General features: G+C 60.3%; 16 protein-coding genes. 5 read left to right on the top strand and 11 right to left on the bottom strand.

Annotated elements, in window-relative coordinates:
• Window positions 1–86 precede the first annotated feature (86 nt).
• From ACXR2T_RS06805 to rpmH, 11 genes are all read right to left on the bottom strand, one after another.
• Entirely contained in the window at window positions 87–1268 is a 1182-nt protein-coding gene (locus ACXR2T_RS06805) for an ATP/GTP-binding protein (RefSeq protein WP_458816789.1), read from the bottom strand.
• 377 nt (window positions 1269–1645) lie between these two features.
• Complete coding sequence (locus tag ACXR2T_RS06800; RefSeq protein WP_458838597.1) at window positions 1646–2206, bottom strand: hypothetical protein; 561 nt, start codon at window positions 2204–2206, stop codon at window positions 1646–1648.
• A gap of 622 nt (window positions 2207–2828) precedes the next feature.
• The gene (locus ACXR2T_RS06795) at window positions 2829–3278 is read right to left on the bottom strand and encodes an SRPBCC family protein (RefSeq protein ID WP_458838596.1); all 450 of its coding nucleotides are present in this window, start codon (window positions 3276–3278) and stop codon (window positions 2829–2831) included.
• A gap of 309 nt (window positions 3279–3587) precedes the next feature.
• A complete protein-coding gene (locus ACXR2T_RS06790) occupies window positions 3588–4724 on the bottom strand; it encodes a ParB/RepB/Spo0J family partition protein (RefSeq protein ID WP_458838595.1) in 1137 nt (378 codons plus the stop codon).
• Between the two features lie 3 nt (window positions 4725–4727).
• Entirely contained in the window at window positions 4728–5633 is a 906-nt protein-coding gene (locus ACXR2T_RS06785) for a ParA family protein (protein ID WP_458817077.1), read from the bottom strand.
• A complete protein-coding gene (rsmG, locus tag ACXR2T_RS06780; protein WP_458838671.1) occupies window positions 5626–6270 on the bottom strand; it encodes a 16S rRNA (guanine(527)-N(7))-methyltransferase RsmG in 645 nt (214 codons plus the stop codon). Before rsmG ends, ACXR2T_RS06785 begins: the two co-directional genes overlap by 8 nt.
• A gap of 52 nt (window positions 6271–6322) precedes the next feature.
• The gene (locus ACXR2T_RS06775) at window positions 6323–6853 is read right to left on the bottom strand and encodes a Jag family protein (protein ID WP_458838594.1); all 531 of its coding nucleotides are present in this window, start codon (window positions 6851–6853) and stop codon (window positions 6323–6325) included.
• Entirely contained in the window at window positions 6854–7819 is a 966-nt protein-coding gene (gene yidC / locus ACXR2T_RS06770; RefSeq protein ID WP_458838593.1) for a membrane protein insertase YidC, read from the bottom strand.
• 4 nt (window positions 7820–7823) lie between these two features.
• Window positions 7824–8087 (bottom strand): membrane protein insertion efficiency factor YidD, encoded by a 264-nt coding sequence (yidD, locus tag ACXR2T_RS06765; protein WP_458838670.1) that lies wholly within the window; start codon window positions 8085–8087, stop codon window positions 7824–7826.
• Between the two features lie 44 nt (window positions 8088–8131).
• Window positions 8132–8518 (bottom strand): ribonuclease P protein component, encoded by a 387-nt coding sequence (gene rnpA / locus ACXR2T_RS06760; RefSeq protein ID WP_458817086.1) that lies wholly within the window; start codon window positions 8516–8518, stop codon window positions 8132–8134.
• Between the two features lie 19 nt (window positions 8519–8537).
• Entirely contained in the window at window positions 8538–8675 is a 138-nt protein-coding gene (rpmH, locus tag ACXR2T_RS06755) for a 50S ribosomal protein L34 (RefSeq protein ID WP_458817088.1), read from the bottom strand.
• A 370-nt stretch (window positions 8676–9045) separates the two neighbouring features.
• On the opposite strand from rpmH, the gene dnaA reads away from it, so the two are divergent.
• The 5 genes from dnaA (at window position 9046) to gyrB (ending at window position 16637) form a co-directional block, all read left to right on the top strand.
• Window positions 9046–10473, top strand: a complete 1428-nt coding sequence (gene dnaA / locus ACXR2T_RS06750; RefSeq protein WP_458817110.1) for a chromosomal replication initiator protein DnaA — start codon at window positions 9046–9048, stop codon at window positions 10471–10473.
• A gap of 397 nt (window positions 10474–10870) precedes the next feature.
• Complete coding sequence (dnaN, locus tag ACXR2T_RS06745; protein ID WP_458838592.1) at window positions 10871–12013, top strand: DNA polymerase III subunit beta; 1143 nt, start codon at window positions 10871–10873, stop codon at window positions 12011–12013.
• Window positions 12014–12019: 6 nt separating this feature from the next.
• The gene (gene recF, locus ACXR2T_RS06740) at window positions 12020–13174 is read left to right on the top strand and encodes a DNA replication/repair protein RecF (protein WP_458817092.1); all 1155 of its coding nucleotides are present in this window, start codon (window positions 12020–12022) and stop codon (window positions 13172–13174) included.
• Between the two features lie 103 nt (window positions 13175–13277).
• Window positions 13278–13697: a DciA family protein gene (locus ACXR2T_RS06735; RefSeq protein ID WP_458838591.1), complete on the top strand. Its 420-nt coding sequence runs from the start codon at window positions 13278–13280 to the stop codon at window positions 13695–13697.
• 945 nt (window positions 13698–14642) lie between these two features.
• Window positions 14643–16637, top strand: a complete 1995-nt coding sequence (gene gyrB / locus ACXR2T_RS06730) for a DNA topoisomerase (ATP-hydrolyzing) subunit B (RefSeq protein ID WP_458838590.1) — start codon at window positions 14643–14645, stop codon at window positions 16635–16637.
• Window positions 16638–16654: the final 17 nt, after the last annotated feature.

Below are 16654 nucleotides of genomic sequence, written 5' to 3'. Positions count from 1 at the left end.
CTCATAGGCCTTGAGCGGGTCAGCGAATCCCCCATCTAGCAAGAACTTGAACCCCCAGGTTCTCCCTCGTGTCGCCCAAATTATTCTCACCGACGACTCCTCAATAGCACCTTTTCTTCTTCTCCTCGATCGAGTGCCATCGTGAACTGTGTCAGGGTTGCGACCAAGTACTCCCGTTTCTTGATGGCTTCCTCGTTGAGCGTAACGAGGCGCTCGCCAAGCAACGTAAGGCCCCGTGCGAAGGCATCTCTTGTAAGCACAGTATTCACGAGGCTAAACACCTTGCCAAAAGGCCCAGGCACGAAGAAAGCTAGCGAGTTAAGCACATCCACGACAGTGTCTGCATTCTTTGCAAAGTATTTCGCAACCTGAGCCGGCAGTTTCTGCATCTGGCTCCACTGCGCCTGTCGCTCGAACGGCAAGATCGCTGCAATCGGCAGCATCAGGTCGAGCCCGATTTGTTTCTCCACCTCAATCTTGCCCGGTTCAAATCGAGCTGAAGAAAGCAACATGAAATCTTCACCAAATGACAGCGCCTGAGGCCCCTGCACAAACCCCTTCAATGTTTCACGAAGTTCGAGAATCTCGTCACTTGCTTTTGCGATCAACAGGTCACGAAACCCGTCGACATTGGTTTCTGGTAGAAGATCAGCTTTCGAGAGCGCGAGAATCCAAACTCGTGGAAACCGCACGAGGGGTTTGCCATCATCTAAAATCTCATCTTCAAGATTGCGCAGACCATTTTTGACATTGTTAAACAACGACTTCAGGTAGCGTTCTTCTTCACCCTGGTGATCAAGCAGCCGCTGCCCATCGACAAGCAATAGCGCCACATCAGAGCCCAACAGTGCACGAAACGTATCCACTCGTCTACGAGCTTCTTCGCCCATCACATCTTGTTCGAACCATTCACCTGGGTAATCGTGCCACACCACCCGCAGCGTTGCCACTCCAGCACGCTTGCCCGCTTTCGGATTAACGCCCTTCTTCGGCTTCATGATGAATGCATACGAGGTGGGGGCGAACTTCGTAGGCATCGGTGCAGTAGCGTCATCGCGCATGCCCAGATAATCGCGGTAAAGCTTCGTGCCTTGCCCCAAATCGTCAGCAAACACATCAACGTAGTGGCTCTCGTTGAAGCTCTGCTGCTGGGTAGCGCCGTAAAACGATGAGACGAGCACAGTCTTGCCGCTGCCACTCTCTCCGAAGACTGCGATGTGCTGCTCGAGCGCCGCATTTCTAACTTGCATCGTGTTTCCTTCATTCAAGGGTTCACACTCGACTCTATTCGGGCTAAGCCACTTCGTGTAGCCGCTCGGGCCACCACACAAGCTCGGCGAGCCTCGTGACTGTCTCACAACACTGATCTTGCTCGCCCGGGCCGAACATGTCGAGCGGGCTGAACGAAAGACCTGTGTGATCTAAGAATTGTCGGAATTAAGGTTTGTGGAAACTGTTACACCAGGAGGTTCTGGCATTACTGTTTTCAGGACGGTACCATCGCCCATTTTGAGTTCTGAGGTAAAGAGCTCAGGGACGCGGCGACCATCCTTCTTTCCTCTGACCTGCTGTATCTGCCCAAACGCCGAGTCAGAGACTTGGCGCGCAGGAACGTTCATTCTCTCGCCATCAGGCGCAGCCATCGTTATTTAACCTCCGCGATCAGCATCCGGAAGTCTCCGTTCCGTGGAGCGTCAACTGCCGAATATTGCAACCAATTCAGCAGGTACGCTCCGGAGAGTGTAAGTGTCGCCTCGCGTCCGCGAATCGTGCCAGGACTAGCGTGATCGCGCCAGCCAAGCTCACCTGTCACAGTACGACCGTGATGCAGACGGAACAGCTCGTCAACGGTGCCTGTTCTTGTGGATTCAATCCAAAGTGTGCGGTCGTTAGTTATCGTAACCGACATGCCAGACTCGACGATATTGTGAGCGCAGAGCATTTCGATCCGTCCAATATCCTTCAAAATGTCGTAGCGCCGGAGATCCTGTGCTGCCTGCGCTCGAAGCAGGAACTCCTCGCCGTTTATGGTCTCTTCGAGTTTGGCCGTGATGTATTTGAGCTCGACTGCGAATCGGTATCCGTCCCGCAGCAGCATCATGTCCAAATTGATGGGCCGTGCGCCAGCAATGCGCACAGGCCGCTCAAGCCGGACTTCTAAAAAAGGGTCGAGTCGTGAAATTTCGACCGCGAGTTCATGTTGCAAGTCAGCCTCTGAATGGAACAGGGGCCGGCGTGTTTGTAGCTGAGCGATTGCGGAGCGGACGAGGCTAAACACTAGAGCCCGCGCCACTTCTACTGACGAACGGTCAGGCACTTCGGTCCAGTCTGCAGATAACTCTTAAGGAACCGCTCGAACTTCGTTCCTTTGTCCCGATGACTTGTTGCCCCGAAATACATATCGTCGAGCAGATCCCACAGAGTCACTGGTCTTGCCGGAGTGACTGTGCTCGAAGATTCAGGAGCAGGTACGAAAGAGACGGCCATGCTCTCTATCTTGCTTAGTTTCACGGTCGTTGAGCAATTCCCAGCTCCCGTCAGATGGAATGTCACTGGCTCAGGTTATGGTGTCCATGCACCAGCCGGTGCATGATTCAAGCAAAGGAGCATGAAATGCGTGTTGCCCCCTACCACTCTGCAAATCAGAGTGATCCAGATGTTCACCATGATCACAATGACTGCCCTACTGGCAAACAAATCCCTGCACACAATCGCCGGTCAGGTACCAACGGATGGCCCAAGTGCAAGCAATGCAGTAACAAGTAATTAGAAGAGACGGGAATCAGCCAAGAACGCTGATTCCCGTCTCGTACATTCTGTCGGCTTCATCACATCGAAATTGAGGTGGCAGCAAGTCGCTCAATCGACCCCATCAACTTCTCCGAAGTAGTGGCCCGCGCCCGTACCAGCCGCTGCTCATCGTGCAGCTGCGAGAAATCGTATGAGTGCCGCACCAGCGTCGCACCCGACTCCAACGGAGTGAGCTCCCACCGCCAGAGCTGGCCGAACGGCTCGCCGCCCGGCAGTGACGGCTTCCATGCGATCAGGCGGCCCTCCTCAAACTCGACGATGTGGTTCTCGCGCACCCGGTCGGGCTTGTTCACCATCAGGAAGATGTCACCCACGGCGTGGATGCGCTGGCCCGGCTCCGCAGAGGCGAGGTTGTCGTTTCCGTCCCACGAGGGCTGCAACGAGGGGTCGGCGATGAGTTCGAAGATTGTTGCGGCGTCGGCTGGGATTTCTAGTTCTGCTGAGACCAGCGTTGGTTGTTCAGTCATGACAGCAGTCAAGCACAGGAGTTAGTAGCGCGGTAGGGGAGCAGAGTGTGGATCCTGCGACTCGCTGGCGCTGTAGCGCCAGCGCGGATTGCGAAAAACGCTGGCGCGTTTTTCCTAAGCAATCCGCGCACGCAGGATGACCCAAGAGGGGTGCTCCGCAGGATGACGATGTGGAAGAACGCGCACGGCGCAAAACGGCCCCACTTCACGTGCAATAGAGTCCGCGAAGCGGGGCCATTGGATTCTGCGAGTCGCTTCGCTCCCGCAGAATGACGAGGGGAGAGAAGTCCAGCAGAATGACGGGTGGGGCTAGCCCTGCCCAAAGCCGGGGTCGCCGAGCTCCGACAGCACGCGCTTCAGGTCCGCGATCGTCGCGAAGTCGATGATGATCTGGCCCTTCTTGGCGCCCAGCTTCACCGCGACGCGGGTGTCGAAGCGGTCGCCAAGGCGGTCAGCGATCTCGCCAAGCTGCGCCTGCACGCCGCCGGCGCGGGGCTTGGGCAGCTTGCGCTTGGGCTCCTCGGCCGCGGCCGCCTCTGCCGCGCGCACCGACAGGCCCTCGTTCACGATCTTGTCGGCGAGCTTGAGCATCGCCTCCGTGTCGGGGTCGAGCGACAAAATGGCGCGGGCGTGACCGGCCGACAGCACGCCCGCCGCCACCTTTGCCTGCACCGTCTCGGGCAGACGCAGCAGCCGAATCGTGTTCGACACCTGCGGCCGCGACCGGCCGATGCGGGTCGCCAACTGCTCCTGGGTAATCCCAAAATCAGACAGCAGCTGCTGGTACGCCGACGCCTCTTCCAGCGGATTCAGCTGCGCACGGTGCAGGTTCTCGAGCAGCGCGTCGCGCAGCATGTGCTCGTCGGCCGTCGACCGCACAATAGCGGGGATCGACTCGAGCCCCGCCCGCTTCGACGCCCGCAAACGACGCTCGCCCATGATCAGCTCATACTTCGGCCCCTTCTTGGGGGCCGGGTCGATCGCGCGCACCACGATCGGCTGAAACACGCCAAACTCCCGCACACTGTGCGTCAGCTCATCAAGCGCGTCCTCATCAAACTCGGTACGCGGCTGCAGCTTGTTCGGCACAATGTCGACAATGTCGAGGCGCGTCAGCGTCGCACCGGGCACGGCCTGTAGGTCCCCTGCGGCCCCCTGATCCGGATCTACGGCCACGGCAGCCTGGCCCGACTTGGCCCGTGACCGCGCAGGCTTCTTCGCCGGGGGAGCGGCGGCCTTGGGCGCATCGCTCGCGGGCGCTGCAGCCGCGGGAGCTTCGGCCTCGACCACCGGATCCGCCGCAGCGGGCGCCTCAGCCTCAGGGGCCTTATCGGCCGCGGGGGTCTGCGAGAAGAACACGTCTACGGGGCGTTCGCCCGTCGTGGGTGACTGCGGAATCAGGGCACCGATTCCGCGACCCAGGCCGCTACGTTTTTTGGCGGTCATGAGCTACGCCCCTTCCTTCACTGGTGACTGCTTGCGCACACCGCGCTCGGCCATCTCGGCCGCAGCCTCAAGATAGGCCAGCGCGCCGATCGACGCCTGATCGTAGGCGAGCACGGTCTGCCCGTAGCTGGGCGCCTCAGAGATGCGCACCGAGCGGGGAATAATCGCGTTCAGCACCTCGGCGGGGAAGTGGGTGCGAACCTCGTTCGCGACCTCCTGCGCCAGGTTGGTGCGCGCGTCATACATGGTGAGCATGATCGTCGACACGTGCAGCCCTGGGTTCAGGTGCTTCTGAATCAGCTTGATGTTGTTGAGCAGCTGGCTGAGCCCCTCGAGCGCGTAGTACTCGCACTGAATGGGAATCAGCACCTCGTCGGCCGCGACAAACGCGTTCACCGTGAGCAGGCCCAGCGATGGCGGGCAGTCGATGAACACGTAGTGGTACGGGCGATCTGACTGTTCGAAGAACGTGTGCAGTGCGGTGCGCAGTCGCTGCTCGCGGGCCACGAGCGAGACGAGCTCGATCTCGGCGCCGGCGAGGTTAATCGTCGACGGCACGCACATGAGGTTCTCGTGGTCGGTGGACTGCGCGATCGCGTCGGCGATCTCGCTGTCGCCGAGCAGCACGTCGTAGATGCTCGTGACCTCGGGGCGGTGGTTCACGCCGAGCGCGGTCGACGAGTTGCCCTGCGGGTCGAGGTCAATCACCAGCACGTTCGCGCCGCGGCGGGCAAGCGCCGACGCGAGGTTGACGGTCGTCGTCGTCTTACCGACGCCGCCCTTCTGGTTCGACACCGTGATGACGCGGGTCTTTTCGGGCAGGGGTGAGACCGTTTCGGCGAGCTTACGGCGTCGACGAATCTTGTCGACGAGGTGGTCGCCTACGAGGGACTTTTCAGCTTCAGCCATGTCTCACGATTTTAGCCCGAAACACGCGTGTGGTCTCTACACCGAGGTCGGCGCCGAGCTCTTCGACCGAAATCTCGCGCACTTTGTGCTTGCGCAGCGGCTTTTCGGCCGCTTCGATCTCGTTCTCGACCGATGCGCCCTTGAGAAACAGCATCGCGCCGCCGTCGCGCAAGAGCGGCGCCGTGATGGGCACGAGCTTCTTGAGCGCGGTGACGGCGCGCGCCGTCACCTGGTCGACCTCGAACGCGTCGTGAAACTCTTCGACGCGGCCGCGCTTGACCTCGGCGTTTTCAAGCCCCAGGCGTTCGATCTGCTCGTTCAGCCACGCGCAGCGGCGCTCCATCGGTTCGATGAAGTAGAACTTGGCGTCGGGCCGGCAGATCGCGAGCACGAGCCCGGGCATGCCGCCGCCTGTGCCAATGTCGGCGACCGTGGCCCCAGACTCGATCAGGGGAGCGAGCAGCGCACTGTTGACGAGGTGCCGCGTCCAGAGGCGCGGCAGCTCGAGCGGGCCGATGAGGCCCAGCTCTTCGCCGCGCGCGCCGAGGTCGGCCGCGAACGCGCGCAGCACCTCGATGCGGTCGCCCGTGAGCACCGCGGCCGCGGCTGGCTCGGACTCGATCACCGCAGCGGTCACAGCGGGGGTTGTTTGGGCCCCGTCAGTTTCACGTGAAACAGTCACGGCGCGCCTAGGCCTGCGCGCCGGCGGTAGCCGACGTGATCACGAGGCGGCGGTCGCGGCCCTCGCCGCGTGACTCAGAGTGGTACCCGCGTGAGGCGACCTCATCGTGCACGAGCTTGCGCTCGTACGACGACATGGGCTCGAGCTCGACGAGCGCGCGGCCGGCCGCGATCTGCGCGATCGCTGCGTCGACCATGCCCTGCAGCTGCACGGTGCGCGCGTCGCGCGAGCCGCCCACGTCAACGATGAGGCGCGAGAAGCGGCCTGTCTCGGTCTGCACCGCGAGCCGCGTGAGATCCTGCAGTGCCTGCACCACGTCGGGGGTGGCGAGCTTATCGAGCTCGGCCCCACCACCGGTTACCGACACGTAGGCGCGCCCGTTGGCGACGTCGATATCGATGTCGCCGTCGAGGTCAGCGATGTCGAGCAGCCCCTCGATGTAGTCGGCGGCGCGGTCACCGTCGGCCTCGAGTTCTTCGAGCGTCAGGTCTTCAGCGGGTCGGTCCTGTGGGGTGGCAGCAGTCACTGGGAGCCTCACTTACTTTTTCTTCTTCTTGGCGCGCTTCGAGCTCACCGGCTGCTGGCGCTGCCCCTGTTCGGGCTTCGCTTCGAGCGCGGCGCTCTCGTCTTCCTTGAGCTTACCCTTTGCCTTGAGGCGCGCCTGGCGCGCACGCCACGCGTCGCTGCCGGGGGTGGGCATACTGCGAATCACAATGAACTGCTGACCCATCGTCCACAGGTTCGACGAGAACCAGTAGATGTTGAGCGCGAGGGGAAAGGTGACGCCCGAGAACAAGAACGCGAAGGGGATGATGTACAGCATGATCTTCTGCTGGCGGTACATCGGCGAGTTCTTCGTCTCGTCAGAGACGTTCTTCGACATGATCTGCAGCTGCGTGAAGAACTGCGACGCGATCATGAGCAGCATGATCAGGCCGAGCATGATCACGACGATCCAGTTGCCGCTCTCCCAGCCCTGGGTGAACGTCATCTTGATGGGCGCGCCAAAGATCTCGGCCGCGTTGAAGCTGTCGGTGAGCTCCTGCGTCATCATGCCGATGCCGGGTTGGCCTGCACCGTCACCGCCCGAGCCCATGGCACCAGATGCCTGGCGCAGCACGTAGAACAGTGAGAAGAAGATGGGCATCTGAATCAGAATCGGCAGGCACGAAGCAAACGGGTTGGTGCCGTGCTTCTTGTACAGCGCCATCGTCTCGCGGCTCATGGCCTCGCGCGAGAACTGATCCTTCTTGCCCTTGTACTTGTCCTGGATCTTCTTCATCTCGGGCGCGAGATCCATCATGCGACGCTGCGACTTGATCTGACGCACCGTGACCGGCACGAGCGCGGCACGCACGACGATCACGAGGCCAATGATGGCGAGCACCCAGGTGAGGCCAGCATCGGGATCGAGGCCCACCCACGTGAGCACCGAGTGCCAGACCGCCAGCACCAGCTCGACGAGCCAGCGCAGCGGCCAGAGTATGGTTTGGAAGAAGTCCACCGGATTAGGCCTTTCGAAGAGGGGGGCGGACGAATCCGCGAGGAGAAGTCATAAATCGTGCGTGCGCAGGTTTCGGTACGTCATCGATACCGCCCGGGCTGAAGGGGTTGCAGCGCACGAGGCGCCACGCGGTGAGCGCGACCCCCACGACGAAGCCGCGCTGCTGGTATGCCTCAAGAGAGTATCTGGAGCACGATGGGTAATACCTGCACACCTCGCCGTACAGCGGCGAAATCACGCGCCTGTAAGCGAGCATAAACGCGATCATTGCGTTACGCGGCAACAGATACAGCTCGCTTGCGACGCGCATCGCTAGCTCCTCGCAGCCCGCTCGCGATCGCGCGTCACGCGCGCGAGGGCGCGAGTCACCTCGGCTTCAAGCTCCTCGAAGCTCGCCTCGGTGACCTTCGGAAACACGCGAAACACAATGTCTACCCCGGCAATGCCGCTCGCCAGCTGACGCTCGACGATCGTCTTAAATCGACGCCGGATCAGGTTGCGTGTAACCGCGTTACCGACCGCCTTCGAGATGATGAAGCCGAAGCGCGCGGGGGTGCTTGTGCCGCCTTGTGCCACTGAAGTGTCGGGGGCAGAGAAAACCGCGTGGGTGATGCAGTATGCACCTCCCACGCGGCGACCGGTTCGCACAGTGCGCCGGTAATCCTCTCCCCGAGTAATGCGATGCTGCCTCGCGGGCATGATCGTAGGGAGGCGCTAGTTACGCGCTGAGCTTCGAGCGGCCCTTAGCGCGACGTGCGGTAAGGATCGCGCGGCCGGCGCGGGTGCGCATGCGGGCACGGAAACCGTGGACCTTTGCGCGGCGGCGGTTGTTAGGCTGGAAAGTGCGCTTGCTCATTTGTTAAGACTCCGTGACTTTTGGAATAGATCCCCGAAACACTCGTTGGTGCCGAGGAAGTCGGATTTAGGGCAGGTCAGCTGAGAGCTGTCGCCCATACAAGATTGACACTCTACGCGCTTTTTACGCGCCCGTCAACACGGCCATCGAACGAACGGCCGACACCTTGCCTGTGGACAAATCTGTGACTAACGTTGTCGCAGTTAACACTTCTGTGCACAGATGTCACGAATTCATGCGAGACTCGCTCCCATGGCTTGTGGATAAGCCTGGGTATAACATTGATCTATCTCACCACACGATTAGGCCGGGGAAACGCGTGACAGTCGACGAAGTTCAACAGATCTGGGAACAGGTCACCCAAGCGGTGATGGGCGACCCCGCTGTTGGACCGGCCGTTGGTGCGCAGCTCGCGCTCGCGGTGCCCCGCGGCGTTGGAGCAGGAACCCTGTACCTGGCGGTGCAGCTCGAGTTCACGCTGAAACTCCTTGAAAGCCGGCTGCGCCCGGCGATCATGACCGCGCTGGCCGAGATCCCCGAGGCAGACGGCATCGATAACTTCGTGGTGATGGTCGACGAAACCGCTCTTCCGCACATTGATCCGGAGCCTGAGGAACAGCAGGCGCCGCAGCAAGCCCACCAGCCGCAGGGTGCACCTTCACTCGCGACGGTCTCGCAGTTTCCCACAGATCGCATCGATCGTGCCGAGGGTGCTGCGCGCCCGGTGGCCGAGCCGCGCACGCGCCACGGTGCGGGGGAGCCCGGTGAGGGACGACTCAACGCAAAGTACGCGTTCGACAGTTTTGTGATTGGCCAGTCGAACCGGTTTGCGCACGCGGCCGCGGTCGCCGTGGCCGAAGCGCCGGCCCGCGCGTACAACCCGCTGTTCATCTATGGCGACTCAGGGCTGGGCAAGACTCACCTGCTGCACGCGATTGGGCATTACGCCCGAGAGCTGTTTCCTGACGTGCGCGTGCGCTACGTCAGCTCAGAAGACTTTACGAACGACTTCATCAACTCGATTGCCAATAACCAGGGTGCCGCGTTTCACGCGCGGTACCGCAGCGTCGACATTTTGCTCGTCGACGACATTCAGTTCTTGGAAGACAAGGTCGAGACGCAAGAGGCGTTCTTTCACACGTTCAATACGCTGCATGACCACAACAAACAGGTGGTCATCACGAGCGATGTGCAGCCGAAGCAGCTGCGCGGTTTCGAAGAACGCATGCTGTCGCGCTTCGAGTGGGGCCTGCTCACCGACATTCAGGCGCCCGACCTCGAGACCCGCATCGCGATTCTGCGCAAGAAGGCGCAGCGCGAGAACCTCGAGATCGATCACAATGTCTTGGAGTTCATCGCGAGTAAGTTCTCGTCGAACATTCGCGAGCTCGAGGGCACCCTCATTCGAGTGACCGCGTATGCGAGCCTCAACCAGCAGGCCATCGACATGCCGCTCGTGCACACGGTACTCAAGGATCTGATTACCCTCGATGCCGACAACGAGGTGCAGCCGACCGACATCATCACGCGCACGGCTGAGTATTTCGACCTGTCAGTTGATGATCTGTATGGGCCCACTCGCGCACAGCAGATTGCGACGGCCCGCCAAATTGCGATGTACCTGTGCCGCGAATTGACTCCACTTTCGCTACCCAAGATTGGCCAACTGTTTGGCGGTCGCGACCATACGACCGTGATGTATGCCCACAAGAAGATCTCGCAGCTCATTGCTGAACGCCGTTCGATCTACAACCAGGTCACCGAGCTGACGACCCGCATCAAGCAGGGCACCAAGTAAGTGTCAGCTCCAGCCGGCACTACGCTTTATCCCCAGGTTTATACCCCGCTGTGGATAACTGGGGATAGCTCGCGTGTTGCTGTGGACAACTTCTGGGCACCTGTGAGGGGCGCCGATGCTGCAGGAAATCGACTCACTGCCCGGTTTGCACATTTTTTGCGATCCGCTCACACCGAAGCATTGCTCGGATCCGTTGCCACGACTGGCATCGCGTGAGTTATCCACAGTATCCACAACCGTTAACACTGTTAACACATCAATCTAAATACGCGGGCACTCGATCACAAGATCCGGGTCGGGCTGTTAACGCACCTGGGAGCTGTGGAGTGGGCTGGATGCCCGTAGTGTGCAAAGATTGGAACGCTTGAACTACACAATCTGTGGCGGAAGGGGCGATATGCGGTTTAGCGTTAATCGTGATGTATTCAGCGAGGCCGTTTCGTTTGCCGTAAAGCTGCTGCCGCAGCGGCCAACGCAGCCACTACTCAGTGGCGCGCTGATCGAGGCGGATCAGGGTGAACTGACCATCTCGACATTTGACTACGAGGTCTCTTCGCGTACGGCAATTGCTGCTGAGATCAGTGAGCCCGGCCGTGTGCTCGTCTCGGGTAAGCTACTTAGCGATATTGCCCAGAAGCTGCCGCACTCAGACGTCGAGATCACGCTGATTGAAAACCGCGTTGAAGTTCGTTGTGGTTCTGCGACATTTAATCTTTCAGCGATGCCTGTGGAGGAGTACCCGCAGCTACCTAACGTCACTGATGTGACAGGGGCCGTGCCGGCGAACGCCTTCTCTGAAGCGGTTGCGCAGGTGTCACTCGCTGCTTCACGTGATGACGTAACTCCCGTGATCACCGGTGTGCAGCTTGAGATCGCTGGCAACGCGCTCACACTCACTGCGACCGACCGCTATCGTGTGGCGACACGCACGATCGACTGGCAGCCGCTCGGTGAGCAAGACGCACTCAGTGCTCTTGTGCCCGCCAAGATCGTCACCGAAGTGGGTAAGACCTTTGGCAACGAGGGCACCGTCAAGGTAACGATCATCAAGGATGCCGAACGCGAGCTCATCGCGTTCACGGGCGGCAGCAAGACCGTGACGTCGTTGCTGATCAAGGGCAACTACCCGCCTGTCGGGCGCCTGTTCCCCACGAACGTCGAGAATCACGCAGTTATGAGCACTAACGAGCTCATCGAGGCTGTCGGTCGCGTCAGCCTGGTGCTCGAACGCGGAGCAGCCCTGCGGTTCACGTTCACTGACGGTTCGGTGACTCTCGAAGCCGCCGGATCAGAATCAGCGAAGGCCGTCGAGAAGGTTGACGTGCACCTCGTGGGCGAAGACATGACCGTGTCGCTGAATCCGCAGTACCTGCTTGATGCTCTGCGGTCGACCCACTCGGAGTTCACTCGGATCGCGTTTACACGCACCGAGAACCCCGCGAAGCCCGGCCCCGTGTTGATCACGAGCCAGCGCAGCAAAGAAGACGCAGACGACACGAGCTACCGCTACCTGTTGCAGCCTAACCTTTTGTTGCGGTAGACCGACATGCGGGTCGCGCATCTCTCCCTTCGAGATTTTCGCAACTACGCGTCGGCCGAGCTACCACTCGAGCCCGGCGCGAACCTGCTCGTCGGGCGTAACGGACAGGGCAAGACCAACCTTGCCGAAGCGATCGGGTATTTCGCGAGCCTCAAATCACACCGGGTCTCGTCTGATGCACCGCTTGTGCGATTCGGTGAGCGCTCGGCGTTTTTGAAGATGAAGGTCGAAGCGAATAGCCGAACAGTGTTGCTCGACCTGCAGATCAACAAAGAAGGACCGAACCGGGCTCAGGTGAACGGCAACGCTGCGCCGCCGCGGGAGCTCACCAGGTGGTTTGCGGCGGTCGCTTTTGTGCCAGAAGACCTCAGTATCGTTCGTGGAGAGCCCTCTGTTCGTCGCCGGTTTCTCGACGATGCACTCACGGCGCGGCATCCGGCAGCCGGTGGCGTCCTGTTGGACTACGAAAGAGTGCTTCGGCAGCGCACTGCACTGCTGAAATCGGCTCGCGGTCGCCTGCAGCAGATTCAGTCGAGTTTAGAAGTGTGGGACGAACAGCTCGTGGGGCTTGGTTCGCAGATCATGTTGGCTCGTCGCGATTACATCGCCGACGCTGGCCCATATCTTTCTGAAGCCTACGCAGCGCTCGTGGGGGAGGACCACGGGCCGAGCTGGAGCTTGGTTGAGTCAGCACTGTCTGACGTGTCTCCCGAGATGCGCGAGCGACTGCAACAGGAGAACGTTTCACGTGAAACGCTGGCTGAGGCCTTTTATCAAACGCTTACGGCAGTGCGTTCTCGTGAGGTAGACCGGGGTGTGACGCTTGCGGGCCCGCACCGTGATGATGTCACCATGACGTTGAACGGGCTACCGGTAAAGGGATATGCCAGCCACGGGGAATCCTGGTCGTTTGCTTTGGCCGTGAAGCTGTCACTCGCGATGGTGCTGCGTGAACAATCGTCGGCGGGCGATCCCGTGATTATTCTCGATGACGTGTTCGCAGAGCTCGATGGTGCTCGCCGCGCGCGGTTGATGGCCTCGGTGAACGAGTTTGAACAGGTGATCGTAACGGCGGCTGTAGAAGAAGACGTGCCTGACGATGTGAACTGGAACCGGGTGCGTGTGCGTGCCGGTGAGCTCGAACTGGTGGATCGTGACTGATCAGCCGGCGGCTCGAACGCCTGGTCGGCCCCGCGGTAAGGGCACCGGGAGCGCTGGGTTTGCGACGGAATCATACCTGCGCGCTAAGTCCGTTTGGCGTGGGGTGCCCGCGTACATTCGCAAGAAGCGCTCGGGCAAGGAACCAGGCGGCACTCCGTTCAGCAAAGGACGTGACCCAAGGGCGCTCGGTGACGTGTTGTCGATCGTTTCGGGTGATATGGGATGGAGCATCGAGCTTGAACGAGCACGACTGCTGGGGGAGTGGGCGGAGTTTGCGGGCGAGACCACCGCAGAACACACCGTAGTAGTCGGCATCACTAACGACGTGCTGCAGATCCAGTGCGATTCAACGACCTGGGCGACCGAGCTACGCCGATTGCGTGCAGAGATTGTCTCTCGCATGTTGAATGAATACCCCGACGCCGGCATTAAAGACATCCGGTTTCTGGCACCCGGTGCGCCAACCTGGCGTCATGGACCCCGCACTGTCAAGGGCCGTGGGCCCCGCGATACTTACGGGTAATCATCGCCATTGGTGGTGCTTCGTCACATTACCGTGTGCGAGCTCGACTCATGGCCACCGTTCGGGCGGCTCGCTTAGTCGTGGCTCGCGGGTGGCCCGCTTAGAGGCATTCCGCTGGTTGCCCGATTGAGGTCATCCTGAGTGCGTGCATTGCTTAGAAGAAACGCGCCATCGTTTTTCGCAATTCACGTTGGCGCCATGACGCCAAGCGAATCAGAGGATCTAGGTCAGCAGATCCCCCCCCCTGTTTCACGTGAAACAAACACCTTGCTGTCCCCACGATGTCACATGAGGTGCAGTGACCGACTAGCGCGCGGCCCACATGATTGACACCAGGGGAATGGCTCCTGCGTTGTTTCACGTGAAACGACGGGTTCTGCTGACCCAAGATCGTGATCCTGGATTCTGCAACGACTTCGTCGCGCAGAATGACGCGCGGAAAGGGCCGTCCAGGTTGACGCACGGAGGTAGCTGCACAGGAGGGCGCGCGTGGGAAGGCGTACAGGGCAGCCGGGAAATGAGTTGCACAGGTCGATGCAGGAAACAGGCCGCACAGGTGGCAGTCGGTGCGTGGGGAGGGGGCACGCAGCTTCACTGGTGTCCATGCCAGGCAACGTGAAACCGGCACCGAACCCTGTAATCCGCGAGCCCACAAGAACATGCATCGAGGTGAATGGAGCCATTCATGTTTCACGTGAAACGGGACGCCAGCAGCGCCAGGGCATTGGCACTATGACATTTGGCACACTCCGCGCATCGTGCGGAATTGCCTGGTTGCTGCAACCCCGGGTGTGACGCTCGGGATATCCCCAGCGCAGACTCGAAAATATTGCCCTCACGCGCGCGCTAACCGGGGTTTCTCGCCCGTAAGTTGATAAGCTGGTGTGCGGAAGTGTTCCGGGTCGAAAAACGCTCTGAAACGGCCAGAAAAGGATTATTCAACGTATGAACTCAGAACAGGCCGCTGCCGCGGAAAGTTACGGTGCTGGCGCGATCCAGGTACTTGAAGGCCTTGAAGCGGTACGCAAGCGTCCGGGCATGTACATCGGATCTACCGGACCACGTGGTTTGCACCACCTGGTGTATGAAATCGTCGACAACTCCGTTGATGAGGCACTCGCAGGCTACTGCGACACGATCGACGTCACGATTCTCGAGGATGGGGCCGTGCGCGTTGTCGACAACGGCCGCGGCATTCCTGTAGCAGAGCACCCGACGGAGGGACGCTCCACGGTCGAGGTCGTACTCACTGTCCTTCACGCCGGCGGCAAGTTCGGCGGTGGCGGTTACGCCGTCTCGGGCGGCCTGCACGGCGTTGGCTCGTCAGTCGTAAACGCCCTGTCGAGCCGCTTCGACGTTTCGGTGAAGCGCGAAGGTTTCACGTGGAACATGTCGTTCACCGACAGCGTGCCCAACGCTCCGCTCGCCAAGGGGGAGCCGAGCGAGGAGACGGGCACGACGATCACGTTCTGGCCAAGCGCCGAGATATTTGAAACGATCGAGTTCGACTACCAGACACTGCGCACTCGCTTTCAGCAGATGGCCTTCTTGAACAAGGGCCTCACTATTAGCGTCACCGATCTGCGCGCCCAGGAGCCAACCGAAGACGCCGACGGCAACCTCGTCACACCGGCAGCTCCTAGCGATGTGTTCTGCTACGAGCGGGGCATCGAGGACTACGTGCACCACCTCAACTCGACACGTCGCGCCGAGCTGGTCAACAACGACATCATTTCGTTCGAGCACGAGGACAGCGAACGCAAGATCGCTGTTGAAATTGCGATGCAGTGGACGACCGCATACTCCGAGAGTGTGCACACCTACGCCAACACGATCAACACGCACGAGGGAGGAACCCACGAAGAAGGGTTCCGCGCCGCGCTCACGACCCTCATGAATAAGTACGCTCGCGAGAAGAACATTATTCGCGAGAAAGACGACAACCTGTCTGGCGATGACGTGCGCGAGGGCCTCACTGCTGTCGTGTCCATCAAGCTCGGCGAGCCCCAATTCGAGGGCCAGACAAAGACCAAGCTCGGTAACACTGAGGCGAAAGCATTCGTGCAAAAAGTCGTCACCGCTGAATTGGGGGACTGGCTTGAGCGCAACCCCGGGCCTGCGAAAGATGTGATTCGCAAGGCTATTCAGGCTGCCACAGCCCGCCTCGCAGCACGCAAGGCGCGCGAGACCGCTCGACGCAAGGGCTTGCTCGAGTCTGGTGGCATGCCCGGTAAGCTCTCTGATTGCACGAGTAAGGACCCTGTGGTCTCAGAGATCTTCATTGTGGAGGGCGACTCGGCAGGTGGATCAGCTAAGACCGGCCGCAACCCGCACACCCAGGCGATTTTGCCACTGCGAGGCAAAATTCTGAATGTTGAAAAGGCGCGCCTGGACCGTTCGCTGAACAACGCTGAAGTCCAAGCAATGATCACTGCATTTGGTGCCGGCATCGGTGAAGACTTCAACGCTGAGAAGGCGCGCTACCACAAGATCGTGCTGATGGCGGACGCTGATGTCGATGGACAGCACATCACGACGCTGCTTCTCACCCTGCTCTTCCGTTACATGCGCCCCCTGATCGACATGGGGTATGTCTATCTCGCTCAGCCGCCGCTGTACCGGATCAAGTGGGCGAACGCAGAGCACGAATACGTGTACAGCGATGCAGAGCGAGATGAACGCCTTGAAGCAGGCGCTGCCAACGGCCGCCGCCTCATGAAGGAGAGCGGCGTTCAGCGCTACAAGGGCCTCGGTGAGATGAACCACGAAGAGCTGTGGGATACCACCATGAACCCCGAGACGCGCACACTGCTGCAGGTCACCATGGACGACGCGGCGATTGCAGACGAGATTTTCGCAACGCTCATGGGTGAAGACGTCGAAGCTCGACGCACCTTTATTCAGCAGAACGCGAAGGATGTTCGGTTCCTCGATATCTAGCCCGCACCGGCAGAACA

This window comes from Leucobacter faecis, assembly GCF_054456635.2.
Note: the sequence above shows the minus strand (reverse complement) of the source record. Positions and strands in the feature narration are given on the sequence as shown.

Bases quoted from the DNA above. Each gene is read 5' to 3' on its own strand.
- ACXR2T_RS06795 (WP_458838596.1), bottom strand. From the start codon at position 3,278: ATGACTGAACAACCAACGCTGGTCTCAGCAGAACTAGAAATCCCAGCC.
- ACXR2T_RS06790 (WP_458838595.1), bottom strand. From the start codon at position 4,724: ATGACCGCCAAAAAACGTAGCGGCCTGGGTCGCGGAATCGGTGCCCTG.
- ACXR2T_RS06785 (WP_458817077.1), bottom strand. From the start codon at position 5,633: ATGGCTGAAGCTGAAAAGTCCCTCGTAGGCGACCACCTCGTCGACAAG.
- yidD (WP_458838670.1), bottom strand. From the start codon at position 8,087: ATGATCGCGTTTATGCTCGCTTACAGGCGCGTGATTTCGCCGCTGTAC.
- rnpA (WP_458817086.1), bottom strand. From the start codon at position 8,518: ATGCCCGCGAGGCAGCATCGCATTACTCGGGGAGAGGATTACCGGCGC.
- rpmH (WP_458817088.1), bottom strand. From the start codon at position 8,675: ATGAGCAAGCGCACTTTCCAGCCTAACAACCGCCGCCGCGCAAAGGTC.
- dnaA (WP_458817110.1), top strand. From the start codon at position 9,046: ATGGGCGACCCCGCTGTTGGACCGGCCGTTGGTGCGCAGCTCGCGCTC.
- dnaN (WP_458838592.1), top strand. From the start codon at position 10,871: ATGCGGTTTAGCGTTAATCGTGATGTATTCAGCGAGGCCGTTTCGTTT.
- recF (WP_458817092.1), top strand. From the start codon at position 12,020: ATGCGGGTCGCGCATCTCTCCCTTCGAGATTTTCGCAACTACGCGTCG.
- gyrB (WP_458838590.1), top strand. From the start codon at position 14,643: ATGAACTCAGAACAGGCCGCTGCCGCGGAAAGTTACGGTGCTGGCGCG.